The 26,040-nt window shown below is 71.4% G+C and carries 15 protein-coding genes and 2 pseudogenes; 10 read left to right on the forward strand and 7 right to left on the reverse strand.

Going from position 1 to position 26,040, the window contains the following annotated elements; all coding sequences use genetic code 11:
• Positions 1-424 precede the first annotated feature (424 nt).
• The 8 genes from QWM81_RS09535 (at position 425) to QWM81_RS09570 (ending at position 10,879) form a co-directional block, all read left to right on the forward strand.
• Complete coding sequence (locus QWM81_RS09535) at positions 425-4,093, forward strand: sensor histidine kinase (protein WP_290111324.1); 3,669 nt, start codon at positions 425-427, stop codon at positions 4,091-4,093.
• 9 nt (positions 4,094-4,102) lie between these two features.
• Positions 4,103-4,516, forward strand: coding sequence for a roadblock/LC7 domain-containing protein (locus QWM81_RS09540; RefSeq protein WP_290111347.1), 414 nt, complete (start codon positions 4,103-4,105; stop codon positions 4,514-4,516).
• A gap of 118 nt (positions 4,517-4,634) precedes the next feature.
• Positions 4,635-5,042, forward strand: a complete 408-nt coding sequence (locus tag QWM81_RS09545; protein ID WP_290111325.1) for a DUF742 domain-containing protein — start codon at positions 4,635-4,637, stop codon at positions 5,040-5,042.
• Positions 5,023-5,613, forward strand: a complete 591-nt coding sequence (locus QWM81_RS09550) for a GTP-binding protein (RefSeq protein WP_290111326.1) — start codon at positions 5,023-5,025, stop codon at positions 5,611-5,613. The genes QWM81_RS09545 and QWM81_RS09550 overlap by 20 nt, the downstream gene beginning before the upstream one ends.
• A gap of 341 nt (positions 5,614-5,954) precedes the next feature.
• Positions 5,955-9,224 (forward strand): sensor histidine kinase, encoded by a 3,270-nt coding sequence (locus QWM81_RS09555; protein ID WP_290111328.1) that lies wholly within the window; start codon positions 5,955-5,957, stop codon positions 9,222-9,224.
• Positions 9,225-9,234: 10 nt separating this feature from the next.
• A complete protein-coding gene (locus tag QWM81_RS09560) occupies positions 9,235-9,648 on the forward strand; it encodes a roadblock/LC7 domain-containing protein (protein ID WP_006127847.1) in 414 nt (137 codons plus the stop codon).
• Positions 9,649-9,744: 96 nt separating this feature from the next.
• Positions 9,745-10,317, forward strand: a complete 573-nt coding sequence (locus QWM81_RS09565) for a DUF742 domain-containing protein (protein ID WP_290111329.1) — start codon at positions 9,745-9,747, stop codon at positions 10,315-10,317.
• Positions 10,298-10,879 (forward strand): GTP-binding protein, encoded by a 582-nt coding sequence (locus QWM81_RS09570; protein ID WP_069978110.1) that lies wholly within the window; start codon positions 10,298-10,300, stop codon positions 10,877-10,879. The genes QWM81_RS09565 and QWM81_RS09570 overlap by 20 nt, the downstream gene beginning before the upstream one ends.
• A 160-nt stretch (positions 10,880-11,039) precedes the next feature.
• Here QWM81_RS09570 and QWM81_RS09575 read toward each other — a convergent pair whose 3' ends face one another.
• The 6 genes from QWM81_RS09575 to QWM81_RS09600 form a co-directional block, all read right to left on the reverse strand.
• On the reverse strand, positions 11,040-11,234 hold the full coding sequence (locus QWM81_RS09575) for an acyl-CoA carboxylase subunit epsilon (protein WP_290111330.1): 195 nt from the start codon (positions 11,232-11,234) through the stop codon (positions 11,040-11,042).
• Positions 11,235-11,246: 12 nt separating this feature from the next.
• A complete protein-coding gene (locus QWM81_RS09580) occupies positions 11,247-12,830 on the reverse strand; it encodes an acyl-CoA carboxylase subunit beta (protein WP_290111331.1) in 1,584 nt (527 codons plus the stop codon).
• 154 nt (positions 12,831-12,984) lie between these two features.
• Positions 12,985-15,360 carry a polysaccharide lyase 8 family protein gene (locus QWM81_RS09585; RefSeq protein ID WP_290111332.1) on the reverse strand — a complete coding sequence of 792 codons (2,376 nt, stop codon included), beginning with the start codon at positions 15,358-15,360 and terminating at the stop codon, positions 12,985-12,987.
• A 12-nt stretch (positions 15,361-15,372) separates the two neighbouring features.
• The gene (locus QWM81_RS09590) at positions 15,373-17,781 is read right to left on the reverse strand and encodes a polysaccharide lyase 8 family protein (protein ID WP_290111333.1); all 2,409 of its coding nucleotides are present in this window, start codon (positions 17,779-17,781) and stop codon (positions 15,373-15,375) included.
• 274 nt (positions 17,782-18,055) lie between these two features.
• Positions 18,056-19,225, reverse strand: a complete 1,170-nt coding sequence (locus tag QWM81_RS09595) for a DUF6183 family protein (protein ID WP_290111335.1) — start codon at positions 19,223-19,225, stop codon at positions 18,056-18,058.
• A gap of 127 nt (positions 19,226-19,352) precedes the next feature.
• Positions 19,353-23,414 (reverse strand): polymorphic toxin-type HINT domain-containing protein, encoded by a 4,062-nt coding sequence (locus QWM81_RS09600; RefSeq protein WP_290111337.1) that lies wholly within the window; start codon positions 23,412-23,414, stop codon positions 19,353-19,355.
• Positions 23,415-23,876: 462 nt separating this feature from the next.
• Between QWM81_RS09600 and QWM81_RS09605 the strand changes: the two are divergent.
• A pseudogene (locus tag QWM81_RS09605) lies at positions 23,877-25,114 on the forward strand (glycoside hydrolase family 64 protein).
• 128 nt (positions 25,115-25,242) lie between these two features.
• Positions 25,243-25,848, forward strand: coding sequence for a YceI family protein (locus tag QWM81_RS09610; RefSeq protein WP_290111339.1), 606 nt, complete (start codon positions 25,243-25,245; stop codon positions 25,846-25,848).
• A gap of 75 nt (positions 25,849-25,923) precedes the next feature.
• On the opposite strand, the pseudogene QWM81_RS09615 reads toward QWM81_RS09610, so the two are convergent.
• Positions 25,924-26,040, reverse strand: a pseudogene (locus QWM81_RS09615) (IS5/IS1182 family transposase); the annotation flags it as partial.

Consider the following 26,040-nt stretch of genomic DNA (forward strand, 5'->3'; position numbering starts at 1 on the left):
TAATTCCGGCATAGCGGGCGGGCGGCAGGGGCGGGGGAAACGGACATTGCATAGCTGAACGCTGCATTCCGCTGCTGATCATGGCGACTGGGACACCCCCCACCCCTAAGCGACTCGTACGCGAACGTCCGTTTCCTCCCTGATCGGCTTCTACGAGTGGTGACCGTGTACGCACAGCACGTGACGGGGCTGGGGGTGCGGTCCGTCGGCCTTGTTGGAGATCCGGCACTGTGCTGGAATTCCACGCACCGCCGCGGTTTCCGGACCGGCGCGCTGGGCGCAACGCAGCGCCGAGCGGCGGCGGGAAAGGGGGATCTGCGCCGGTCACTCACGACCACCACTGGGGTGCGATCGCGCCCCACGACGCCGACACCGTCCTGTCCGTTCGCGCGGAGGGACGCCTGGTCCAGAGGTTGCGACGCTAGTGCAGGGACGTTTCAAGAGGGATGGCAGCGCTGCGGCGGAGCAGGAGCCGCGCGGCGGGACCGACCGCGGCTCCTCGCCCCAGCACACCCAGAACCCGGGACCGGCGGCCGCCGGCGACGGTGGTGACCGTGCGGGACGTTCGGGTGCCGCGCCGGGCGGCGCCGAGCCGTCGGCCACGCCGAAGGCCAAGTCCAAAGCCAAGTCCAAGGCCAAGGGACCCACGGACACCGGTTCCCGAATAGCCCTGCGCAACTGGCGCATCAGCACCCGTCTGGTCTCGCTGCTCGCCCTGCCCGTGGTCGCCGCGACCACGCTGGGCGGCCTGCGCATCAACGAGTCCATGAACGACATGGAGCAGCTGGACCACATCCAGCTGCTGACCCAGCTGACCCAGGAAGCGACGAAGCTGGCCCAGGCGCTCCAGAACGAGCGCGACATGACGGCCGGTCCGCTCTCCAACGGCGACCCCGCCAGCAGCTACAAGGTCACCGAGCCGCGCAAGACGGCCGACCGGGCGCAGAAGACCTTCCTCGACGCGGCCGAGGGCCTGGAGGGCGCCGAGGGCGACGAGGCGCTGCAGAGCATCCGCGCCAACGTGAAGCAGATCGCCGGCCAGGTCGTCACGCTCGGCAGCCTCCGCCAGGACGCGTACAACCAGAAGTCCCAGGACTTCCAGACGGTCGAGCGCTACAACCGTCTGATCAACTCGCTGCTCAGCCTCTCCCAGGACATGGCGCAGGCGACCAGCAACCCGGAGATGATCAAGCGGACCCGCGCGCTCGCCGCGTTCTCGTCCGCCAAGGAGTACGCCTCCATCCAGCGCGCGATCATCGCGGCCGGTCTGAAGAAGACCAACCGGGAGAAGGGCGAGCTGGACCCGAACGACCGTGAGTACGGCGCGGCCGCCCTCGACAACGAGAACCACGCCCTCGACTCGTTCCGGACCATCTACAGCTCCGCCGGCGGGGACGCCGAGGAGCTGCTCGCGTCCCTCGGTCCGAACAACCCCTCCATCGTGGACGCCAACGAGTACGCCGAGAGCGTGCTGCGCAATCCCAATGGCATGAAGCTGGAGGAGGCGCGCGGCTGGCTGGACTGGACCGACGCCGACGAGCCCAAGATGAAGGCCATGAACACCATCGAGGCCACGCTGCTGGGCGAGATGGAGAGCACGGCCCGCGAGCTGCGCCAGGAGGAGCAGCGCGACGCGATCATCAACGGTGCGCTGATCCTCCTCGTCCTCGGTGTCTCCCTGGTCGGCGCCTTCGTGGTGGCCCGGTCCATGATCCGCTCGCTGCGCCGGCTCCAGGACACGGCGACCAAGGTCGCCCAGGAGCGCCTGCCCGAGCTGGTCAAGCAGCTGTCCGAGGCGGACCCGCAGGACGTGGACACCTCCGTGGAGTCGGTCGGTGTGCACTCGCGCGACGAGATCGGCAAGGTGGCCGCGGCCTTCGACGACGTGCACCGCGAGGCGGTCCGCCTCGCCGCCGAGCAGGCCCTGCTGCGGGGCAACGTCAACGCGATGTTCACCAACCTGTCGAGGCGTTCGCAGGGTCTCATCCAGCGCCAGCTGTCGCTGATCTCCGAGCTGGAGTCCCGCGAGGCCGACCCCGACCAGCTGTCGTCGCTGTTCAAGCTCGACCACCTCGCCACGCGTATGCGCCGTAACGGCGAGAACCTGCTCGTTCTCGCGGGTGAGGAGCCGGGCCGCCGGTGGACCCGGCCCGTGCCGCTGGTCGACGTCCTGCGTGCCGCCGCCTCCGAGGTGGAACAGTACGAGCGCATCGAACTCGCCGCCGTACCGGCGACCGAGGTCGCCGGGCGCGTGGTCAACGACCTCGTGCACCTGCTCGCCGAGCTGCTGGAGAACGCGACGTCGTTCTCCTCCCCGCAGACCAAGGTCCGCGTCACCGGTCACGCGCTGCCCGACGGGCGGGTGCTGGTCGAGATCCACGACACCGGTATCGGCCTGTCCCCCGAGGACCTCGCCGCCATCAACGAGCGGCTCGCTTCGCCGCCCACCGTGGACGTGTCGGTCTCCCGGCGCATGGGTCTGTTCGTGGTCGGCCGCCTGTCCCTGCGACACGGCATCCGTATCCAGCTGCGGCCGTCCGACTCGGGCGGTACGACCGCGCTCGTCATGCTCCCCGTGGACGTCGCCCAGGGCGGCAAGGTGCCCGGCAAGCCGGGTGGCCCCGGTGGGCAGGGCGCCATGCCGCAGGGCCCGGCGGGCTCCGGCGGCCGGCTGACCGGCGGGCCGGGTGCGGCCGGTGGCGGCCGCCCGGGTCTGCCCGGCGGTCCCGGTGGCGCGGGCGGCGCGGGTGGCTCCGGTGCGCCCGCGGGGCGGCACAGCGCGGGTGGCGGTATGGGCGCCGGCGCGGGTGGCGGCCGTGGTCAGGTCGGTGCGGGAGCCGGCTCCCGGGCCGCGCTGCCTGGCCGGGACGACGCGGGACGCCCGGGCGGGCCGCAGGGCGGCTCTACCGGCCGGCCGGGCCAGGCACAGACGCCCGAGCCGCAGTCGCAGCGTCAGGGCACCGGTCTCGCGGGCGCCTTCGGTGCCTCGTCGGGCGGCGGCCAGGGCGGCGGCCGGGGTACGAAGAACAGCGGCATCCCCACGCGCTCGGACGTCTGGCAGAGCGGCCCCGCCGAGCAGCAGGGCACCCGGAACAACGCGGGAGCCCCGCGCCCCGAGCTCCCCGGCGGCGGCGCTCAGCGGCAGCGCCCGCAGCGCCCGCAGACCCCCAGCTGGGGCGCCGAGGCCACCCCCGTACCGCCGCAGCAGCGCACCCCGCTGGACGCGCCGCGCGGCCACGAGGAGCCCGAGACCACCGGGCACTACGCCCGCCCGCCGGCCGACCGCCAGGGACCGGGCGCCACCGCCGAGTTCGCGCGCCCCGACCTGGGTGCCCAGGCCCGGCCCGGCGCGCAGGACCCCGCGGCCACGGCCCAGTTCGCCCAGCCCGACCACAACGCGCCGCGGCCGCCGGCCCCGAGCCTGCCCGCGCAGCAGCAGCCCGAGGCGCTGCCGCCCGCGCCCCACGCCGGGGACGGCCGTACGCCGCTGTACGACACGCTGGAGACCAACTGGTTCCACGGCCAGGACGGCCGCCCGGCCGGCCAGCCCCAGCAGACCCAGCAGCCGCAGCAGACCGGCCGGCCCCACCAGGCGCCGCAGCAGCCCCAGCAGCCCCAGCGCGGCGGTCAGCAGTCCCCCGGCCGTGGCCGGCCCCAGGGCGCCCAGCCGCAGGGCCAGGGCCAGGGGCAGGGCGGCGGCGGTCAGTTCACCGGCAACGACCAGACGATGCCCACGCCGGTCGTCTCCCCTCGGCAGCAGCGTCCCGGTCAGGGCTCCGACGCGGCGTCCACGACCGCTTCGTGGCGCACCTCCCCCAACGACGAGCTGGTGCGCCAGGCCGAGCGGGTGCGCAAGCCCGCCGCGGGCGGCGTCACCACCTCGGGCCTGCCCCGCCGGGTGCCGCGCGCCAACCTGGTGCCCGGAACCGCGCAGGAGCAGACGCACCAGTCCGGTCCGCAGGTTTCCCGTGCGCCCGATGACGTGCGCGGCCGTCTCACCAACCTCCGCCGGGGCATCCAGCAGGGACGCCAGGCGGGCAGCTCCACCACAGGCAGCTTCAACAGCGGCCACACCCACCAGCAGGAGCGATAGTTGAGATCAATGAGCCAGGCGGCGCAGAACCTGAACTGGTTGATCACGAACTTCGTGGACAACACCCCCGGGGTGTCCCACACGGTCGTGGTCTCCGCCGACGGACTCCTGCTGGCCATGTCCGAAGGATTCCCCCGCGACCGCGCCGACCAGCTCGCGGCCGTGGCGTCCGGACTCACCTCGCTGACCGCGGGGGCGTCCCGGATCTTCGAGGGAGGAACGGTCAGCCAGACCGTGGTGGAGATGGAGCGCGGCTTCCTCTTCCTCATGTCCGTCTCCGACGGTTCCTCACTGGCCGTGCTCGCGCACCCGGACTGCGACATCGGCCTCGTCGGCTACGAGATGACGCTGCTGGTCGACCGGGCCGGCAGTGTCCTCACCCCGGACCTCCGCGCGGAGCTCCAGGGGAGCCTGCTCCGCTGAGCCGGTACGCCCCGATCCGTACCCTCCCCCTTGCCTTGTTCACCACAGGCCGCCCCCTCCGGCCCCCCACCGGCCCAGTCAGACGACAGGCAGACCACCTGCTGTCACTGGAGGTTCAATGACCCCGCCCCCCGCCTCTCACGACCCGTACGGTGTCTCCATGGACACCGGATACGGGCATGAAGGCGACCAGCCGCTGGTCCGTCCGTACGCCATGACCGGCGGCCGGACCAGGCCGCGGTACCAGCTCGCCATCGAAGCGCTGGTCAGCACCACGGCCGACCCGGCCCTCCTCGCCGGGCTGCTCCCCGAGCACCAGCGGATCTGCCACCTGTGCCGTGAGGTGAAGTCGGTGGCGGAGGTGTCGGCGCTGCTGTCGATGCCGCTGGGTGTTGCCCGGATCCTCGTCGCCGACCTCGCGGAGGCCGGGATGGTGGCGATCCACCAGCCGGGCAATGGAGAGGCCGGCGGTACGCCGGATGTGACGCTGCTGGAAAGGGTGCTCAGTGGACTTCGCAAGCTCTAGCGGCGGTGCGGCCGCCGGAGGACGTTCGACCACCAGCGCGAAGATCGTGGTGGCGGGCGGATTCGGCGTGGGCAAGACCACGTTCGTCGGCGCCGTCTCGGAGATCAACCCGCTGCGTACCGAAGCCGTCATGACCTCTGCCTCCGCGGGCATCGACGACCTCACCCACACCGGCGACAAGACCACCACCACGGTCGCCATGGACTTCGGCCGCATCACCCTCGACCAGGACCTCATCCTGTACCTGTTCGGCACCCCCGGACAGGACCGCTTCTGGTTCATGTGGGACGACCTCGTACGCGGCGCCATCGGCGCCGTCGTCCTGGTCGACACCCGCCGCCTCGCCGACTGCTTCCCCGCCGTCGACTACTTCGAAAACAGCGGCCTGCCCTTCGTCATCGCCCTCAACGGCTTCGACGGACACCAGCCCTACACCCCCGACGAAGTCCGCGAGGCCCTCCAGATCGGCCCCGACACCCCCATCATCACCACCGACGCCCGCCACCGCGCCGACGCCAAGAGCGCCCTCATCACCCTCGTCGAACACGCCCTCATGGCCCGCCTCAAGTAGACGGATCCATACGGCAGTTGCCGTAGCGACGGGCAGGGGCGGGGTGTGTCCTGTGACACGGTCCCGCCCCGGCGTTCATAACGTTTCGAAAGAGAATTGCGGGGCGTCGGACACGAGACGCATCCGCGTGGTGCCGCTGCGCTCACATGAGCCCCGCCTTTTGGCGGGGCTCGCTCTTTATGCCCGTTTTATCGGAGGCTCGCGCCAGTGATCATGACTCGAACGGGGGGTTTGGAACGCGGCCGCTTTACGTGCTGCAATGCGACGAACTCCCGAGTAGTACGGCCCTGAACAGAAAAACGGCACAACGTAGGTGCCGGCGCCGAGAGGTTGTTGGTCGAGTGAGGCGAAGCACGAAAAGCGCCGCAGAGCAGCAGGCGCGGGGCAACTTCACCCCGCCCGCGCGCACAGCGGTGCCGCCTGCCGATACGCCCGGAACAGCACCGGCCGCCTCCGGCGGCAGCTCCAGCAAGCTGGCGCCGCGCAACTGGCGCGTGGCCACGCGGCTGAACGCGATCCTCCTCATACCCGTGCTCGTCGGGCTCGTCATGGGCGGCTTCCAGGTCAAGACGTCCATCGACACCTGGCAGGAGGCGCAGGACGCCGAGAAGACGGCGCGGATCGTGCGCGCCGCCTCCGAGTACGGCCAGGCCCTGCTCAACGAGCGCGACATCACCGCCGTGCCGCTGCTGACCGCCAAGAGCGACGAGGACCGCAAGGCCGACGACGTCACCGAGGCGTACGCCAAGACCGACGCCGCCAAGAAGAAGTTCGACCTGGCCATCCAGGACATGCCCTCGGGGCAGGGCCTGGAGCGCCGTCTGGACCTCTTCCGGGAAGCCGAGCCGGAACTCCAGGGTCTGCGCGAGACCGCCTACACCAAGGCCATGGACCCCACGAAGACCGAGGAGGGCTACGTCGCGGTCCAGCACTCCCTGATGGAGTTCGCCAACGAACTGGGCCTCGGCACCGGCAACATCACCAGCTACGGCCGCATGGTGTACGCCATCCAGCTCGCCCAGGCCGCCGAGTCCCTGCAGCGCTCCATCGGTCTGCACCTGCTGGTGCGCCCCAGCAAGGACGACGCGACGTTCGCCGCGCAGAGCAAGGCGTTCAACTCGTACGTCTACCTGGAGCAGATCGCCCTCGCCGAGTTCCAGTCCGGTGGCACGGAAGAGGACGTGGAGAACCTCACGGCGGTCATGAAGCGCCGGGCGGACGAGGGCGCCCGGCGGCTCAAGGCCGCGGGCATCAGCCTTCCGGCGGACGAGAGGGGCTCGGTCCTCGCTCCGATGGCCCAGGCGATCGGCAACGCCGAGGACGCCGACGCGGTCAAGGAGCTTGCCTCCCAGGGCATCGTGCCCGAGATCTGGATGGGCGCCGCCACGTCCAAGTTCGACGGGTACGGCGAGGTGAGCACCGATCTCGTGAACAAGGCCGTGGACGAGGCCGCCGAGATCTCTTCCGACGCCAAGACCGACGCGATCGTCAACGGCGCCATCGTCGTGGTCGCCCTGCTCACCGCGTTCATCCTGGCCGGGATGATGGCCCGGCAGATGAGCACGTCGATGAGCCGGCTGCGCACCGCCGCCTTCAGCATCGCCGAGCAGCGCCTGCCGATGCTGGTCGACCAGCTCTCCCGTACCGACCCGGGCCGGGTGGACACCCGCGTACAGCCGATCCCGATCGACTCCCAGGACGAGATCGGCGAGGTCGCCCGCGCCTTCGACCAGGTGCACCGCGAGGCCGTCCGGCTCGCCGCCGAGCAGGCCCTGCTGCGGGGCAACGTCAACGCGATCTTCACCAACCTGTCGCAGCGCAACCAGTCGCTGATCGAGGGCCAGTTGACCCTGATCACCGAGCTGGAGAACAACGAGGCCGACCCGGACCAGCTGGAGAACCTCTTCAAGCTGGACCACCTGGCGACCCGTATGCGCCGCAACGGCGAGAACCTCCTCATCCTCGCCGGCGAGGAGCCCGGCCGCCGCTGGAACCAGCCCGTTCCGCTGGTGGACGTGTTGCGTGCCGCCACCTCGGAGGTGGAGTCGTACGAGCGCATCGAGCTCACCGGCGTACCGGAGTCGGAGATTCACGGCCAGGCCGTGACCGACCTCGTGCACCTGCTGGCCGAGCTGCTGGAGAACGCCACGACGTTCTCCTCGCCGCAGACGAAGGTGCGGGTCACCGCGACCAGGCTGCCCGACGGCCGCGTCATGATCGAGATCCACGACAAGGGCATCGGCCTGACCGCCGAGGACTTCGCCGACATCAACCACAAGCTGGCGAATCCGCCGACCGTGGACGCCGCGATCTCGCAGCGCATGGGCCTGTTCGTGGTCGGCCGCCTCGCCGACCGGCACGGCATCCGGGTCCAGTTGCGCCCCTCGGGCGAGCAGGCCGGTACGACCTCGCTGGTCATGCTTCCGGACGCGATCACCCACGGTGGTGGTGGCGACCCGGCCATGGAGGACGACTTCACCGTCTCGCAGATCATCCCGGAGCAGCAGGCGTTCCAGGCCGCCCCGGTGCGCACGGCGGCGGAGCTGGGCTTCGACGACTCGCGGTACGAGCAGCAGCAGACCGGTGACACCACGCTGGACCCGGTGGGCCGCTCCCGGATGCGTGAGGAGCGCCGTGCCGCGCTCGGCGCGCAGCTCCAGGGCGCGGGCGGCACGGACCGGCCCATGTTCCGCGACGAGGTGGCTCAGGATCAGCCACAGGCGGCGTACGAACAGCAGGGCCGGCAGGGCCAGTACGGCTACGAGCAGCCGCAGCCGCAGCAGGAGCAGTACGGGCAGCAGGAGCCGTACGGACAGTACGAGCAGTACGAGCAGCCGTCCTCGTACACCCAGGACGGCGGCTACGAGCAGTACGGCGGTGGCGACTACGCGCCGGACCAGTACCCTGAAGCGTCCTATGCGGAAGCTGCTTTTCCGGACCGCGAGACTCAGCAGCCCCAGTACGACAGCCAGTTCGACGCCCAGTCCCACCAGGGCGAGTGGCCGGATCAGGGCACGTACGAGGGCGGTTACGAGTCCGGGTACGGAGCGGAATCGGAATCTGCCCAGGGCGCTCCCGCGAACGGCCGGGAACGCGTAGGCTTCTCCTCGGGCCCCACCCCGAGCAACGGTCACGAGCTGACCGACGCCGGTCTGCCGCGCCGCGGCGGCGGCAGCGGTAACGGCAGTGGAAACGGCAGTGGCAGCCAGCAGCAGGCTCCGGCCCAGCAGCAGGTTCCGCAGCCGCTTCCGCAGCAGGAGCAGACGCAGCCGGTGCAGCAGGTCTCGCAGAGCAGCAGCGAGGACAATGGTTCCGACAGCTGGCGTTCGACCAACGACGAGCGCTGGCAGCGGGCCGAGAAGCTCCGCGAGCCGAAGGCCGGCGGGGTCACCCCGTCCGGACTGCCGCGGCGGGTTCCCAAGGCCAATCTGGTCGAGGGCACGGCGGAGCAGACCCCGCAGGGCGGCCCACAGGTCTCCCGCGCCCCGGAGGACGTGCGTGGCAGGTTGAGCAACCTGCGGCGCGGTGTCCAGCAGGGACGCAACGCGGGGGGAACGGACACGAACGGATCGGGCCTCGGCCCGGGTAGTACCTACAACCAGGAGCGTTAGTGTGAGCCCGATGAGCCAGGCGGCGCAGAATCTGAACTGGTTGATCACCAACTTCGTGGACAACACCCCTGGGGTGTCCCACACGGTGGTGGTCTCCGCCGACGGACTCCTGCTGGCGATGTCCGAGGGTTTCCCCCGTGACCGTGCGGACCAGCTCGCGGCCGTAGCCTCCGGATTGACGTCGCTGACCGCGGGGGCGTCCCGGATCTTCGAGGGCGGCGCGGTCAACCAGACCGTGGTGGAGATGGAGCGGGGCTTCCTGTTCATCATGTCCATCTCGGACGGTTCCTCGCTGGCCGTCCTCGCCCACCCCGATGCCGACATCGGTCTCGTCGGCTATGAGATGGCTCTGCTGGTGGACCGTGCGGGCAGTGTCCTCACTCCGGACCTCCGCGCCGAACTCCAGGGAAGTCTTCTCAACTAACAGACAGACCGTGCGTTTCTCGCCACCGCACCATAGGGTGCGGTGGCGCGGCTCCACAGGGACATGGAACCGGTGAACGGCAGTCGAGGAGGAAACGTGGCAACACCCCCAGGCGGACACCACCCATATGACGGTGCTCATCAGTCGCCGGGTGACAACGCCCAGAACCGCTTCAACTTTCCTTCCGCACCGAGCGGTCAGGGCGGCGCGCAGCAGCCCTACCAGCAGCCGCAGCCAGGTCCCTCGTACGTCCAGCCGCAGGCGCCGCGCACCCAGCCGGCGCAGCAGCGACGACGTGCCCCGGAGCCGACGCCCACGTCGGGCAACCACAACCCTCTGGTCCGTCCGTACGCCATGACCGGTGGCCGGACCAGGCCGCGGTACCAGCTCGCCATCGAGGCGCTGGTGTCCACCACGGCCGATCCGTCCAGGCTGCAAGGGCAGTTGCCCGAGCACCAGCGGATCTGCCGGCTGTGCTTCGAGATCAAGTCGGTCGCTGAGATCTCGGCACTCCTCTCCATCCCCCTCGGCGTTGCCCGGATCCTCGTCGCCGACCTGGCGGAGGCCGGACTTGTCGCCATCCACCAGCCCGGCGGCGACGAGTCCGCCGGCGGCCAGCCAGACGTGACACTGCTCGAAAGGGTGCTCAGTGGACTTCGCAAGCTCTAGCGGCGGTGCGGCCCGTTCAACCACCAGCGCGAAGATCGTGGTGGCGGGCGGATTCGGCGTGGGCAAGACCACGTTCGTCGGCGCCGTCTCGGAGATCAACCCGCTGCGTACCGAAGCCGTCATGACCTCTGCCTCCGCGGGCATCGACGACCTCACCCACACCGGCGACAAGACCACCACCACGGTCGCCATGGACTTCGGCCGCATCACCCTCGACCAGGACCTCATCCTGTACCTGTTCGGCACCCCCGGACAGGACCGCTTCTGGTTCATGTGGGACGACCTCGTACGCGGCGCCATCGGCGCCGTCGTCCTGGTCGACACCCGCCGCCTCGCCGACTGCTTCCCCGCCGTCGACTACTTCGAAAACAGCGGCCTGCCCTTCGTCATCGCCCTCAACGGCTTCGACGGACACCAGCCCTACACCCCCGACGAAGTCCGCGAGGCCCTCCAGATCGGGCCCGACACCCCCATCATCACCACCGACGCCCGCCACCGCGCCGACGCCAAGAGCGCCCTCATCACCCTCGTCGAACACGCCCTCATGGCCCGCCTGCGGTAGGTCTCCGGCAAAAGGCCCGCACACCTGACGGTGTGCGGGCCTTTTCCATGCCGTGGTCGCGGTGGCGGTCCCCAGCACTCACGGCGCGCGGCGCGACAAGCCGGGGTACGCGGAAGGGCCCCGTGCTCCTGGGGAGTCGGGGCCCTTTCGTGAGGGGACGTCAGCCCTGCCAGCTGTGGGGGGCGCGGAAGCCGGGGGTGCGCTCCAGGCGGCGCCAGCCGGCGGTGGAGCGGCCGCGGCGGGGCTCGGCGGCGGGCCGGGCGTTGGCGCGGGCGAGGAGGACGGCGGTGATGGCGGCCAGTTCCTCGGGGTCGGCGTGGCCCTTTTCGACGCGGAGCAGGTTGGTGTCGGTCACGTGGGGCTCCTGTTACTGGGGCGGGTTGCCGTGCTTGCGGGACGGCAGGTCGGCGTGCTTGGTGCGGAGCATCGCGAGGGAGGCGATGAGGACCTCGCGGGTCTCGGCGGGGTCGATGACGTCATCGACCAGGCCGCGCTCGGCGGCGTAGTACGGGTGCATCAGCTCGGCCTTGTACTCCTTGACCATGCGCGCCCGCATGGCCTCCGGGTCCTCGGCGTCGGCGATCTGGCGGCGGAAGATGACGTTGGCGGCGCCCTCGGCGCCCATCACGGCGATCTCGTTCGTCGGCCAGGCGTAGGTCAGGTCGGCGCCGATGGACTGGGAGTCCATGACGATGTACGCGCCGCCGTACGCCTTGCGCAGGATCAGCGAGATCCGGGGGACCGTCGCGTTGCAGTACGCGTACAGCAGCTTCGCGCCGTGGCGGATGATGCCGCCGTGCTCCTGGTCGACGCCCGGCAGGAAGCCGGGCACGTCCAGCAGCGTCACGATGGGGATGTTGAAAGCATCGCACATCTGGACGAAGCGCGCGGCCTTCTCGGACGCCTCGATGTCCAGCACACCCGCCAGCGTCTGCGGCTGGTTGGCGACGATGCCGACGACCTGGCCGTCGAGCCGCGCCAGCGCGCAGATGATGTTGCGGGCCCAGCGCTCGTGGACCTCCAGGTAGTCGCCGTCGTCGACGAGCTCCTCGATGACCTTGGCCATGTCGTACGGGCGGTTGCCGTCCGCCGGAACCAGGTCCAGCAGGACGTCGGAGCGGCGGTCGGCCGGGTCCTCGCTGGGGTGGGCGGGCGGGTTCTCCCGGTTGTTGGAGGGCAGCATCGACAGGAGGTAGCGCACCTCCGCGATGCAGGTCTCCTCGTCGTCGTACGCGAAGTGCGCCACGCCGCTAATCTCGGCGTGCACATCCGCGCCGCCCAGGCCGTTCTGGCTGATCTCCTCACCCGTGACCGCCTTGACGACGTCCGGGCCGGTGATGAACATCTGCGAGGTCTCACGGACCATGAACACGAAGTCGGTCAGCGCCGGGGAGTAGGCCGCGCCGCCCGCGCACGGGCCGAGCATCACGCTGATCTGCGGGATGACACCCGAGGCGCGCGTGTTGCGCTGGAAGATGCCGCCGTAGCCGGCGAGCGCGCTGACGCCCTCCTGGATACGGGCGCCCGCGCCGTCGTTGAGCGACACCAGCGGCGCACCGGCCGCGATGGCCATGTCCATGATCTTGTGGATCTTGGTGGCGTGGGCCTCGCCCAGCGCGCCGCCGAAGATCCGGAAGTCGTGCGCGTAGAGGAAGACCGTGCGGCCCTCGACCGTGCCCCAGCCGGTGATGACACCGTCGGTGTACGGCTTCTTGTTCTCCAGGCCGAAGCCGGTCGCCCGGTGCCGCCGCAGCTGCTCCACCTCGTGGAAGGAGCCCGGGTCGAGCAGCAGCTCGATGCGCTCCCGGGCCGTCAGCTTGCCCTTGGCGTGCTGCGCCTCGGTCGCTCGGTCACTCGGGCCGCGCAGGGCCTCCTCGCGCAGGGCGTGCAGCTCGGCCACACGCCCACGGGCGTCGGTCGGCTCGCCCTGGGTTTCGTCCACAACGGTCATGCATCGACCCTACGGAGCCGACCAAGGAAATCCCGCCGTTGACTCTGCACAGTCTCGCGCCGTATCTGCTGTGAGCCCTGGACAGAACTGTGTCGCGGTGCAGGCGAAGTGCCAGCCGGGGGCCCCTAGGATTTGTTGGGTTACGACAACGCCCTCAGAGGCTCACCGTGCAGCGGTGGCCCGCGCCCGCCGTGCCCGGCGCGATGCGCAGCCTCAGCGTACGGCCGGTGGCGAGGACCTCGACGGACGGGTCGTGGGCGAGGACGTGGCGGGCCGGGTGGTGCCAGGTGACCTCCAGGGGCTGCCCGGTGCGCGGCGGCTCGCTGACGCAGAGCGTCACCGTACGGCCTTGCCTGCGTACGAGCACGCTCGCCGGCGCGCTCGTGGTGAGCGGCCCCGCCGTACCGGGCTGCCAGAAGTTCGCGGCGGTCAGGCCGAGCGAGGGGACGGCGACGGCTTGGCGGGCGGCGCTGTTGTCGAGGATCTCCAGCCGGCCGGGGTCGTACGCGCGGGCGGCGACGGTCCGGCGCGAGGCGCCCGGCATCACCAGGTAGGCGTAGGACGCGTTCACCGGATCGGAGCCGTGGTCGAGCCAGAGGGTCTGGTAGCGGCGTGTACGGCGTTCGGTGGTGGACGTGGTGTTGATGTCGCGCCAGGCGCCGGTGCGGTCCTCCCGCAGGGTGCGCAGCGCCGTCCCCGTGCCGCCCAGCAGCACCCAGCCGCCGTGGCCTTCGAGGTGCGCCCAGCGCGCGCCGGGTCCGGTGGTGAGCCGCCGCGTGCCCGCCTCCCCCAGGTTCCGGTTGTCGACGACCGTCTCGACGGGCACCCCGTCGGAGCAGGTGATGCCCGCGCCCAGGCAGATCACCGCGTCGTCCGCGCAGAACCAGGACTTGCGGGCCTCCAGGGTGGAGCCGAGGCCCCGCAGATGCTGCCCGATGGCGGCGAACTCACCGTCCGTCACTCCCCCGACCCAGCGCACGTCCGGCTTGGGCACACCCCATTCGCCGCCGGCCCGGTCCGGCAGCCGCTTCGTGGACACGGTGGTGCCGGGCAGCCGGTAGAAGTCGACGGTCGGCCAGAACCAGTCGGTGTACTGGTCGTCCGTGCCGGGGGCCCACCAGTAGAGCATTCCGGCCCCGGTGTGCCAGCCGCGCGGGTTCTCGCCGTTGCCGCACTCGTAGTAGGAGATCCGGTTCGAGGCCATGGAGATGTTGGCGGCCCAGCCGGGGCGCCGGTGCACGGCCCGGTCCATGGACGCGAACAGCTTGTGCGCGACCGGTTCGGGCGCGGCCGGGACGGGTGAGGCGGCGACCGCGTGCAGCCGGGCGAGGTCCGCGACGCCGAACTGGGCGGCGGTGAGGACCGGGGTGACCGTGTCGCGCTCGATCCAGCCCTTCACGCGCGCGTGCCACCGGTCGCGCTCCTCGGCCGAGGCGCCGCCCGCGAGGAGGGCGATGGCGGCGATGATGCCCTGGCCGTGGACGTGGTCGCTGCGCATGGTGCCGCGCGGGTCGTTGCGCAGGATGCCCCGGCTGATGGCCCGGCCGTTGACGCTGTCCATCATCAGGCCGTTGTAGAGCAGTGGCGCGTACGCGTGCTCGACGCTGTCGAGGACGATCTGCCGGTGGGGGTCGGTGACCGCCCACGGGGAACCGGCGAGCAGGGCGAACAGCCGTCCGAGGCCGTCGAGCACGACCTGTCCGTACGTACCGGAGTAGGCCACCCAGGTGTGCTGGACGAACGACCCGTCGGCGTAGAGCCCGTCGCCGGAGGTGACGTACGGGAAGACCGGCGAGAGCGCGTCGCGGGCGAGGGCGAGCTTGGCGGGGCTGCGGCCGAGCACCCCGCGCAGTGCGACGGACCGGCACAGGTCGACGCGGTTGGCGCCGGTCGACGTACCGCTGTAGTCACGGAGCATCGCGTCGGGGATGAAGTGGTCGACGGCGGCGCACGCGGCCTCGATACGGGCGGGGCCCGCCTCCTCGTACAGCGTGGCGGTGATGTCCATCAGGAGGCGGGGGCTGCCGATCTGCCACTCCCACCAGTTGCCGTAGCGGGTGGTGGACGCGTTGTAGACGCGGGCGGAGAGGTGGTCCAGGCCGCGCAGGATGTCGGCGAGGAGGGCGGCGTCGCCGGTGTGGCCGGTGCCCCGCTGGGCGTACGCCTGGGTCATGGTCCACAGGCGGTGGTAGCTGTGGGTGATCCCGGAGGGCGGGGTGAAGGCGTGGCCGGGCCACAGGGAGGCGTCGGTGGGGGCCATGGAGGTGCGGAAGCGGGCGGCGAGGTCGCCCGTCTCGGCGAGGCGGGAGGCGTACGGTTCGGCGGCCGGGTCGTAGCCGGTGCCCAGCTGGAGGCCGAGCCAGCGGAGCCGTAGCGTCTCGAAGTCGTCGGAGGCGGCTGATGCGTGAGCGGGCAGGGCGAGTCCCAGGGCTGCGGTGGAGGTGGCGGCGAGGAAGCGGCGGCGGGACCAGCGGGGCGCGTTCGGTGGCACTGTCACGGAAACCTCCCGGAGGGGGATCGCAGTGGGCATGACACGCGCGGGCTATCCCAGCTGGACCACCGCCTTGTGGACCGCCCCCAGCGTGCCGGGTGCGACCCGCAGGGTGAGCGCCGAACCGGTCGAGATCACCTGTACGGACGGGCCCTTGGACGTCACGGCCGACACCGGACGGCGCCAGGTCACCTCGATGGCGGCGCCGTCCCGCAGCGGGCCGCAGACGCAGACGGAGGCCGTGTCACCGCTCTCGCGGATCATCACGCTCGCGGGCGCGGACGCGGTCACCGCGCCGACCGTGCCGCCGAACCAGAAGTTGACGCCGGTGAAGCCCAGGGACGGAACGCGCACGCCCTGCTGGTCGTTCGTGTTGGCGAGGACGGTGAGCCAGCCGGTGTCGGCGGCGCGGGCGGAGGTCTGCGCGGCCGTCGCGCCCGGCATCAGGACGTACGCGTAGGTGGCCCAGGTCGGGTCCGTGCCGTGGTCGAACCAGAGCGTCAGATAGCGGCGGGTCACCGGGGTGCTCACGGCACCCTTGTTGATGTCCGACCACGCGCCCGTCCGGGCCTGCCGCAGCGCCTTCACCGTGGCGCCGCCGGGGAAGACGTACCCCGCGTGCCCCGCGAGGTGGGCCCACCGCGCACCCGTCAGCGTGGCGCTCCAGCCGAGTGCCGTGGACCGGGCCGAGCCGTCGACGGTGAAGGCGTGCACGCCGTTCGCGCCCAGGTTCCGGTTCTCGACCACCGACTCCACCCCCGTGCCGTCCCGGCCGTGGATGCCCGCCCCGAGACAGACGACCGCGTCGTCCAGGAAGAACCAGGACTTCTTGGCCAGGAGGGTGGAGGACAGACCCTTGAGGTACTGGCCCACGGCCGCGTACGTCCCGTCCGTCGCCCCGCCCACCCACCGCACGTCCGGCCGCGCCGCGCCCCACGCCCCGCCCTCCCCGTCCGTGAGCGGCGTGCGCGAGGCGGTGGTGCCGGGCAGCCGGCCGGGGTCGACGGTGGGCCAGAAGTCGTCGCTGTACTGGCCGTTGGCGAAGGCGGCGCCCCACCAGTAGAGCATTCCCGATCCGCTGTGCCAGGCGCGCAGGTTCTCGCCGTTGCCGTTCTCGTAGTACGTGATCCGGTTCGACGCCATGGACAGGGCGGCCGCCCAGCCGGGGCGGCGGTGGACGGCCCGGTCCATGCCGGGGAAGAGCCGGTGCCCGACGGGCTCGGGCGCCGGTGAGGCCGCGCCGTCCTGGACCGCCTGAAGGCGGGCGAGCTGGGCGACGCCGAGTGCGGGGCTGGTCAGGACGGGCGAGAAGTAGTCGCGGGCGATCCAGCCCTTGACCATCGCTTCCCAGCGGGCCTTCTCGGCGGTTGACGCGCTCCGCCCGAGCAGCGCGATACCGGCCATGATCCCGTGGCCGCGCAGCTGGTCGTCCTGCCGGATGCCGCGCGTGTCCGCCTTCTGTACACCCCGGCTGACGGCCCGCCCCGAGACGCCGTCCATGGCGAGGCCGTTGAAGAGGAAGGGCGCGTACGCCTTCTCGACCGAGTCCAGGACGACCTGGCGGCCGCTGTCCGTGACCTCCCACGCCGACCCCTTCAGCAGGGCGAACAGCAGCGAGAGCCCGCCGAGCATCACGGCGCCGTACGAACCGGCGTACGGGACGTATGTGTGCTGGATGAAACTGCCGTCCGCGTGGAGCCCGTCGCCCTTCGTGACGTACGGGAAGACGGGTGAGAGCGCGTCGCGGGCGAGTTGGAGCTTGGCGGCGGCCTTGCCGATGACGCCGCGCAGGGCGAGGACGCGGCACAGGTCGACGCGGTTGGCGCCGGTGGAGGTGCCGGTGTAGGTGGCGACCGCGCTGTCGGGGACGAAGTGGTCGACGGCGGCGGTGTGTTCGGCGACACGGGCGGCGCCGAGGTGGTCGTACAACAGGACGTCGATGTCGAGGAGGGCCTGCGGGATGCCGATCTGCCAGTGGTACCAGTTGCCGTAGCGGGCCCGGGAGGCGTTGTACGCCTGGTCGTGGAGGTGGTCGAGGCCGGTGAGCACGTCGGCGCGCAGGGCGGTGTCCCCGGTCAGTCCGGTGCCGGGCTGGGCGTACGCCTCGGTCATCCTGCGGAGGCGGTCGAAGCTGGTGCCGAGGTTGCCGGAGTACGTGTACGACTCGGCGTCCGTGTCGGGTTCGGGGTCAGCGTAGGGCAGGTCCGGCCACAGGGAGCCGCTGGTGGGGGCCATGGTGGCGCGCAGGTCCCTGGCGCTGGCGCCGAGGGCGGCGAGCTTGCTGGCGTACGGCTCGGCGGTGGGGGTGAAGCCGGTGCCGAGGATGAGGTCGCGCCAGGTCAGGCGGAGGGTGTCGTACGCGTCGTACGCGTCGGCCGCGTGAGCGGGGGCAGCGGACAGGGCGAGGGGGGCGGTGGCGGCGGCGAGGAGGACCGTGCGGCGGGAGGGGGAAGGAGGCATGGCGGAGGGACCTCCGAGGGGAAGGGCGCGCGGCTGGAAGCGGAACCCCACATGGGTGACCGGTTTCTCTCACACGAACGCACAAGCGTCAATGAATCGCGCATTGGGAAGGGGATGTGATCGTTCGATCACATCCCCTTCCTCCTCGATCGCGCCGACAACGCCCCTCGCTCAATCCAAGCGCCAGTCCTGCCGGGTCCGCCGGGCCGGTTCGGTGCCGGTTCGGTGCCGGTTCGGTGCCGGTTCAGTCGGTGCCGGTTCAGTCGGTGCCGGTTCAGTCGGTGTCGGTGGCGGCCAGGACCGCGATCTCCTGGCCACCGGGGCGCAGGGCCACGACCGCGAAGTCCCAGGCGACCTCGTGGAACCAGTCGGAGGCGGGGGCGGCGCGGAACCAGTGGGCCCGCTCGACGCGTTCCGCCGTGTCCGTGAGCGGGGCGTCCGCCGGGGCGCCCACCAGGGCGCCCAGGGAGCGCCAGGCGGCGAGCCTTCCGTACGCTCCGTACAGCCCCGAGCCGTACGCGGGGCTGAGCGCCGCCGCCGTCAGCAGGACCCGCAGCACTGTGTCGGAGGCCGACGCGTACAGCCGGGCGGGGGCGTCCTCGGCCCGCCAGGGGATCAGCGGAAGGCGCTCGAAGACGGCCGGGAAGTCATCGGGCGCGACCGGGTCCGGCGACCAGAACTCCTGTGCCGCGACCTTTCCGTTGGACTGCGCGCACCAGTGCCGTACCGCGGCGCCCATGGCCTCGGCCGAGGCCGCGTCGGTGATCTCGGTCATGTCGACGTGCGCCGTGCGCTGCCGCATCTGCGGTGAGGCGTGGAGTTCGGGTCCCTCGAAGGTGACCATGGGGGACGGGGGCAGGGCCCAGGTCCAGTCGGCCGCGTGCGGCGGCCTGCGCAGGCCGCGCTCGGCGGGGAGCAGGGTCAGGGGCAGTACGGCGAGGGGGTGGCCCTCGGCGACGAGAGCGCCGGCGAAGGACGACAGGCCCGCGTGCTCCTCGACCGGGGCGCCCTTGAGCACCAGTTCGTGGAGCAGGCAGGCTTTGAATTCGTGGGAGAGGGGGTACCGGCCGGATTCCTCGCCGAACACCACCGGGTCGACGTCGTCGGCACGGTGGCCGCCGGCGACGAGTGCGGCCAGACGGCGTTCGGCACTGGTCCGCTGCGGGTCCTCCTGTCGCAGGGAAAGCGGCAGGCGCACCAGGGTGCGCAGGCTTTCCCGGCCCGGATGGGCGGCGAGGGCACGCTGAACGCGGTCGAAGACCACGTCGTAGTACCACTGGCTGTCTTTCACGCCGGCAGCCCGCGAGGCGATCTCCGCTCCGAGATCGCCGATCCACGCGAATTCACCGGCGGCGGCCCGTCCGTCGATTTCCTGACCGAGCGCGGTCACTTCCGTGGCGTCCGTGGACAGGCTTTCCACTCTGCGGGCCATGTCACGTGTCATCGCGGACGGATCCTCTTTCGGCTGAGCTGGTGGGCTGGTTGGTTGGCTGGCCGGCCGGCCGGCCGGCGCAAAAAGCGACGTGGCCGGCACCTTTTCCCGGTGCCGGCCAAGTCTAACTGCGGAATTCCTACGGTTTCTTGGCCGGATAGGCGCTGAGGATCAGGTTGGTGTTGGGATCGACCGCCACCAGCATGTGGTCCTCACCCTTCGTCCCGATGGTCCTTCCCATGGGGATGATGAACTTGAAGGTGTCATTGGGGTCCCTGATGGCCTGACCCTTCCTGGTCCACGCCTCGTCCACCAGATCCAGCACCTTGTTCGGGTTCTTCTCGACGAACACGGTGTGCGTGAGCCTGCTCGCATCCTCCACCGTGTGGGCGAGGATGTGGTCGATCTTGTGACCGTGCTTCCTGTCCGGACCGTAGACCAGACCGCCCGGCGACACGAAGTGGTCGCCGCCCATGTCGGCGAAGGTGACCGGGCAGGTCGCGTTGTGCACGAGGACCGGCGTCTTGCCCGCGACCACGTAGTACGTGTGGATGTCCCGTACCGTCAGGTTGAACACCTGCTGGTCGCGGCTCTGGTCCCGCCTGGCCACCACGGTCGCCGTGGTGCCGTCCGGAGTGCGGACCCGGTCACCGGGGACGACGCGTTCCGCGCTGACCCAGTCCTTGCGGTTGGCCAGCCAGACGGGGTGACCGGCGGTGGCCGTGAAGGTGCCCACCGCGTTTCCGGCGGCACCGTCCTCGTCGACCGTGATGCTCACGAGGTGCTTTTGGCCCCCGCTGGTCATGACCCGGTCGACCGGACGTGACGCGGTCCGCTCCGTCACCGGGTCGGTGGCGAGAACGCGGTCACCGATCCTGATGTCCTTGATGGGCTTGGTGCGGCCGTCGCCCATCAGGACGGGCGTCTGCGGCGTGAAGCTGTTGCACTTCTTGAACGCCTTGCTGCCCTTGCCGAAGAGCGACTTGAAGAAGCCGGACGCCTTGTCGCCCCACTTGCCGAACTTGACGGCGCTGGCTCCGTACCCGACTCCGGGTATGGCGGCGCCGCAGGACAGTGCCGCGTCACCGAGGGCGTCCTTCTTGCCGGACGCGGCCTCGCCTCCGTACCAGGCGCAGTTGGCGCCGTCGGCGGCCTCACCGAAGCCGGGGATCAGTCCGAGGACGTCGAGCGCGAAGTGACCGCCCTCGGAGAGGACCGCTCCCCAGTCGATGTCGTCGCTCTCGCGCAGCCAGTCGTTGAACGCCTTGACTTCCTGGCGGAACTGCCGGGCTTCCTCGTCCTTGAGCTTGGCGGCCTCCTCGGCCTGCTTCTTCTCCACCGCCGCGATCAGGGCGTCCTTGGCCGCCTTCTGGGCGGCCGCGGAGTCCTTGCCCGCGGCCTCGGCCGAGGCGCGCGCGGCGTTGGCCGCCGCCCAGGCGTCGCTCGCGGAGGCGGCCGCGGACGCGGCGGAGGCCTCGGCCTGGGCCGCGGAGTTGGTCGCCCGGCGGGCGGCGTTGTGGGCGTCGGCCTCGGCCGCGCGGGCGGTCCTGGCGGACTCCGCCGCCTTGGCGGCGGACGCCTCGGCGGCCCGGGCGGACTGGCGGGCCTGTTCGGCGTACTTGCCGGCCTGCTCGGCGGACGCCTTGGCCTGCTCGGCGTACTTGGCCGCTTCGGCGGCGGCCTTGCGGGCGTCGGCGGCGACCTTGGCGGCCAGCGCGGCGTTCTGCTGGGCGGTCGCGGCGACGCTGGCGGCGCCGGCGATCAGCCGCTGGACCCGCGAGACATGGGTCGCGGTCAGCAGGTCCTTGCGCTGCGCCCGGTACTGCCCGACCTCGATGAAGTCGTGCAGCAGCTCCGGCGGGCCCTCCAGCGCGACCTGGGCCGCGGCCTTGAGCTCCGGTGCGCCCGTGTTCATCAGCTGGACCGCGCGGACCCGCTCGTCATTGGTGCGGGCCGTGTAGTAGCCGGTGGAGACGAAGTCGCGCAGCGCCTCGGTCGTACCGGCGTCGAGCGCGGCCTGTCCGTCCTTCCTGACCTCCGGTCCGGCGCCGTTCATCAGCTGGACGACGCGGATGCGGTAGTCGTTGGCCGCCGCCTGGTGCTGGCCGGTGCGCAGGAAGGCGCTGATCGCGGCGGCGTCGCCGCCGAGCGCGCTCTGCGCGGCCGTCTGGACCGCGGGGTACTCGGAGTCCCAGGCCAGGCGGGCGACGCGGTCGGTCTCGTCGTGCTGCTCGGCCAGCTTCAGGCCGGTACGCACGTACTCCACGACGTCGCTGTCGGTACCGGCGAGGGCGACCTCGGCCGCCGTGGCGCTCCAGGGGCCCCGGGTCTTGGCGATGTGCAGGGCGACCTTGCGGGCCTTGGGGGCCGTGGCCGCGACGTCGACGCCGGGCTGGGAGACCTCGACGCGGAGCCGCTCGGCCTCCTCGTCGAGCTGCTTGGCCTGCGTGGCGGCCCGCTGGGCCTCGGCCTTGCGCTCATCGACCGTGATCTTGGCGGCCTTGGCCTCCTCGATCGCGGTGGTGGTGCGGTCGGCCAGCTCAGCCGCCTCGACCTGACGCGCCAGGTCGAAGGTGTTGCGGGCCTTGGTGACCGCGGCGGTCGCGGTGTCGGCGGCGGTCTTGGCCGCCTGGGCGTGCTTGGTCGACTCGGCAGCGGCGGTGGCCGCGTCGCCGGCGTGCTCCGCTGCCGCGTCGGCCGCGGCGGCTGCCTTCTCGGCGTGGTCGGCGGCCGAGTTGGCGGCGTCGCGGGCCTCGTAGGCGGCCTTGGCGGCCTGGGCGGCGAGGGACGTCGCGCGGTTGGCGGCGGCGGTGGCGTTGGCGGCGTGGCGGCGCGCCTCGGCGGCGGCCGCCTTGGCGCGCTGGGCCTGGGCGCTGGAGACACTGGAGTACCCGCTCGCCGACTCCGCGGCGGCCGCGGCGGCGTTGGCGTTGACTCCGGCGCTGGCGGCGGCCTTGGCGGCGTTGCCCGCCTCGGTGGCCGCGGTGCCCGCGTACTCGGCGGCCTGGGCCGCCTTCTTGGCTCCTTGCGCGGCCTTACGGGCGTCCTCGGCGGCCTTGCGGGCGGCGGACGCCTTGGTGGCGTCGGTCGCCGCGTCGGCGGCGGCACTGCGCGCGCGGGATGCCGCCTGGGCCGCGGCAGCGGCGGCGGACGCGGCCTGGGAGGCGGCGTTGGCGGCGATACGGGCGGAGGTGTTGGCGGCCCGCGCGGAGGTGATGGCCTGCTGGGCGGCCTTCGCGGCACCGTTGGCGGCGTCGGCCGCGCGGCCCGCGGCGTTGGACGCCTTGACCGCGTCGCTCCTGGCCGCCTCGGTCTCGGCCGCGGCCGTCTCGGCGGCCTGCTTGGCGAGCTTCGTGGCGGCGATCGCGCGGTCCGACGCCTCCTTGGCGGCCTCGGTCTCTACCTTCGCCTGGCGGCCGGCCTCGGTGGCGAGGGCGGCCAGTTCGGCGACGGTGGCCAGTTCCTGGTCGCGGGCGCGCGCGATGTGCTGGCCGACCTCCAGGAACTCACGGATGTCGTGCATGGAGCCGTTGAGCGCGGCCCCGGCGGCCTCGCGCACGGCGGGCCCGCCGGTGCTCATGATCTGGACGGTCATGACCCGGTCGTCGGAGTCCCGGGCGGTGTACTGGCCCTGCGCGATGAACGCGCGTACGTCCTCGATGGTGCCGTTGAGGGCCTTGGTGCCGGCTGCCTTCACCCCCGGTCCGCCGGCGGAGATGATCTGCGTGGCCCGCACCCGCTGGTCCTGCTCCAGCGGGGCCTTCCAGCCGTCCTTCAGGAAGGCGTCCAGCTGCTCGGGCGTCCCGGCCAGCGCCTGCTCCGCGGCCGCGCGCACGGCCCGCCCGCCCGCGGAGAACACCTGCACGGTGGCCACCCGGTCGTCGCTGAGCTGCGCGATGGCGTTCTCGTGCTCCAGGAACCGCTTCACCTCGGCGTCGGGGCCCGACAGGGCCACTTCGGCGGCCGCCTTGACCCCCGGTCCGCCGGCCTTCCACAGCTGGAGCACCCGGCCGCGGTCGGTGGCCGGAATGTACTCCTGCTCTTCCGTCTGCTCACTGACGGCGGCGGTGCCCGCCGGCTCCACCGCCACGGCGGGAGCGGAGCCGATGAGCCCCACGATGAGGGCCAGGAACAGGCTCAGACACAGCGCCCGTATCGCGGCCAGCCCCCCTGCTCCCCCGCCGGTTCCCCCTATAGCCACTCTCTGGCTGATTTCCCCCGGTCCGTACACGCTCGCGCGTGACGCTCCGAAGTGCTGTCGGTTTCTTGGTCTCAAGGAACGAGCACTCCTCATGCTTGCCGGCAACTTCCCCTGGCCGGCTCGGTCTTTGGCCCGGACAGCATAAGACGCCGGTGAAGTGCGCATCAGTCGGCCATGGCTCATCGTGAGGATGGGGGACCGACACCGCACCAGTCGCGCAATCCGGAATTCTTGATTCCGCCACGGCGCGTGAAGCGCGCCACGGCCACCTCGCGGTCAAATCCTCAGCGGAATTCCCCGACTTCTTCCCATGCACTCGTCGGCGGTGAACATACGAGCCGCCGCGGCGCGAGGGAGAAAAAGGTGAGAGCGCTCTCAGTCAGATGCATTGACCCCTCGCCGCGGGCAGCGCCAGAGTGGGCCGCACCCCCACCGCTCCTCCCCCACACCAGGAGTGCACCCATGGCATCCCCCCTGTCCTCACCCGTGCCCTCACCCCTGCCCCGCCGCGCCTTCCTCTCCGGCGCGGCGGCCGTCGCCACCGCGGCCGCGTTCGGCAGCAGGGCGCAAGCCGCGCCCGCCACCTGTGAACTCGCCCTGGTCAACCGCAGTTTGCCGGGTACCGTCCGCGCCTACGTCACCGGGCGGGAGCAGGGCACCGGCCGCTGGGTGCTGCTGCGCCCGGGCGGCGGCGTCCACCGCCCCGAGTCCCCCGCCGCCCCCATGACCCCGCTCCCCGTCGACTGCGCGATACCGCTCCGCCCGGCGGGCGCGGGACCGGTGATCCTGGCGCTGCCTCAGATGTACGGGGCCGTGTCTACTTCGTCCGCGACAGCACGCTGGACTTCTTCCTCAACCCCGGCCCCGCCCTGGTCGAGCCCGCCTTCGCGACACCCGCCGACCCGAACTACGGCCGCGTCTGGTCGTTCGCCGAGTTCACGTTCAATCCGCAGCAGCTGTACGCCAACATCAGCTACGTCGACCTGGTGACCGCCCTCCCCATCGGCCTCACCCTCACCGGCGACGCCACCCACACCGTCGCCCCGCTGCCCCCGGGCGCCCTCCAGCGGATCGCCGACGGGCTGGTCGCCCAGGCCGCCCGGGACGGCCAGCCGTGGGACAAGCTGGTCATCCGTGCCTCGAACGGCTCGGTGCTCCGGGTGATCTCGCCGCAGAACCTCATGGCGCCGTACTTCGACCGCCCCGACCAGATGCCCTTCCGCAACGCCTTCACCGGCTACATCGACCGCGTCTGGCAGAAGTACCGCACCACCGACCCGCGCATCGACCTCCAGGGCGGCCGGGGCGTGCGCGTCGGCCGGGTCAGCGGTGACGTCCTGACCTTCAGCGGCGGCCACCGCTTCACCCGGCCCACCTCCAAGGACGTCTTCACCTGCAACCACGGGCCGTTCGCCAACAACCCCGCCGACTCCGACGACCGCAAGGCCCTGCTCGCCCGCCTCGCGGCCGGCTTCAACCGTACGACCCTGCTCACCCACCCCGACCAGCCGAACGGCCCGGCGCCCTCCGACTACTACCGCGACCCCTCGACCAACCACTTCTCCCGCGTGGTCCACGCCAACACGCCCATCGGCTACGCCTTCCCGTACGACGACGTCCGCCCGGACGGCCGGCCCGACGTCTCAGGCGCCGCCCACGACGGCAACCCGCGCCGCTTCACGGTGTCGGTCGGTTCGTAGACGTTGCCGGAGGCGGGCTGCCGCACAGGGCGGGTTCCGACACCTCTCCGAAGTTGTGGAAATCCGAACGGAATGGGGTTACAGTCAGTGTTGTTGAAGATTAAACCAAGTCGAAGGAGCACGTCATCATGGGTCTCTTCAGCCGCACCAGCACCGCCACCGCGCCCGCCGCCACCCCCGTGGACCCGGGCCTGACCGCCCTGACCGGGACGTACACGATCGACCCGTCCCACAGCAGCATCGGCTTCACCGCTCGCCACGCGATGGTCACCAACGTCCGGGGCGCCTTCACCGAGTACGAGGGCACCCTGCACCTGGACGGCGCCAATCCGGCGGCCTCCAGCGCGTCCATCGACGTCAAGATCGCGTCCATCGACACCGGCAACGCCGACCGCGACGGGCACCTCCGCAGCGCCGACTTCTTCGACGCCGAGCAGTTCCCGCTGATGACGTTCCGCTCCACGAGCGTCGAGGCGCTGGGTGGCACGGACTACCGCATCACCGGTGACCTCACCATCAAGGGCGTCACCCGGCCCATCAACATCGACCTCGAATTCAACGGCGCCGCGAAGGACCCCTTCGGCAACGAGCGCGTCGGCTTCGAGGGCAAGGCGGAGCTGCTGCGCTCGGAGTGGGGCCTGACCTGGAACGCGGCGCTGGAGACGGGCGGCGTCCTCGTCAGCGACAAGATCAAGCTCACGTTCGAGATCTCCGCCATCCGCAACGCCGCGTGACGCGCGACGCGCAAGTCTGCGACTAAGGGACCCCCGGCCTCCACACCAGGCCGTGCGATCCCTTAAGGCGTCGTTTCATTTGGTGAGGCGGCGGTGACAGATGAGGGCTGCGGCTATGCCGACGAAGGCGAGGAAGTGCTCGGCCTTGCGTTCGTAACGGCGGTGGAGCCGACGGCAGCCGGCCAGCCAGGA

This window comes from Streptomyces ficellus (genome assembly GCF_030406405.1).
Taxonomy (GTDB): Bacteria; Actinomycetota; Actinomycetes; order Streptomycetales; family Streptomycetaceae; genus Streptomyces; species Streptomyces ficellus_B.

What these genes read in the sequence shown, in the direction of transcription:
- QWM81_RS09585 (WP_290111332.1), bottom strand. Translation starts at nt 15,360, where the DNA reads ATGCCCACTGCGATCCCCCTCCGGGAGGTTTCCGTGACAGTGCCACCG.
- QWM81_RS09560 (WP_006127847.1), top strand. Translation starts at nt 9,235, where the DNA reads ATGAGCCAGGCGGCGCAGAATCTGAACTGGTTGATCACCAACTTCGTG.
- QWM81_RS09540 (WP_290111347.1), top strand. Translation starts at nt 4,103, where the DNA reads ATGAGCCAGGCGGCGCAGAACCTGAACTGGTTGATCACGAACTTCGTG.
- QWM81_RS09595 (WP_290111335.1), bottom strand. Translation starts at nt 19,225, where the DNA reads ATGACACGTGACATGGCCCGCAGAGTGGAAAGCCTGTCCACGGACGCC.
- QWM81_RS09610 (WP_290111339.1), top strand. Translation starts at nt 25,243, where the DNA reads ATGGGTCTCTTCAGCCGCACCAGCACCGCCACCGCGCCCGCCGCCACC.
- QWM81_RS09545 (WP_290111325.1), top strand. Translation starts at nt 4,635, where the DNA reads ATGACCCCGCCCCCCGCCTCTCACGACCCGTACGGTGTCTCCATGGAC.
- QWM81_RS09580 (WP_290111331.1), bottom strand. Translation starts at nt 12,830, where the DNA reads ATGACCGTTGTGGACGAAACCCAGGGCGAGCCGACCGACGCCCGTGGG.
- QWM81_RS09590 (WP_290111333.1), bottom strand. Translation starts at nt 17,781, where the DNA reads ATGCCTCCTTCCCCCTCCCGCCGCACGGTCCTCCTCGCCGCCGCCACC.